A 411-nucleotide genomic window follows, 5' to 3' on the forward strand; every position below is an offset into this window, starting at 1 on the left:
AGGACAATCCCGATTTACCAGCACCGATATAAACAGTCTTTGCGGTGTCGAAATCATCAAACTTGCTTTCGTCAAAGTGGTAGCCCTCACTATTCGAGATAAATTCCTCTTTTTCGCATTTCTTCTTTATCTGCTCTATGGTAAAGAATGGTTTTTCGTTTTTATCATCAATGGCAATATCAAGTCTTGTAAAATGGAAGTTATCCCGTCCGTATCTTCTCTCACAGCGTCGGAACATATCCCCAAAGGTATAATTCCTACTGTCGAGAATACGGAAAATATCATCACAACCTCTGCCAGTCATAACAAGATAACAGCCTAACCCTTGTGGGTTATCCTCTGTTTTCCTTGCGTCCCCCGATACATAAATATCTCCAATCTGCCAGCGTGCTTGATAGGTTTTGTATTTAA

At 40.4% G+C, this 411-nt stretch carries 1 protein-coding gene; it reads right to left on the minus strand.

Features of this window, described 5'->3' with window-relative positions; genetic code table 11:
- Positions 1-411: replication initiation factor domain-containing protein (locus LI162_RS15310; RefSeq protein WP_227156881.1), on the minus strand; the 411-nt coding region annotated here is incomplete at both ends.

It is taken from the genome of Mediterraneibacter sp. 210702-DFI.3.120, from assembly GCF_020561005.1.
GTDB classification, from domain to species: domain Bacteria; phylum Bacillota; class Clostridia; order Lachnospirales; family Lachnospiraceae; genus Mediterraneibacter; species Mediterraneibacter faecis.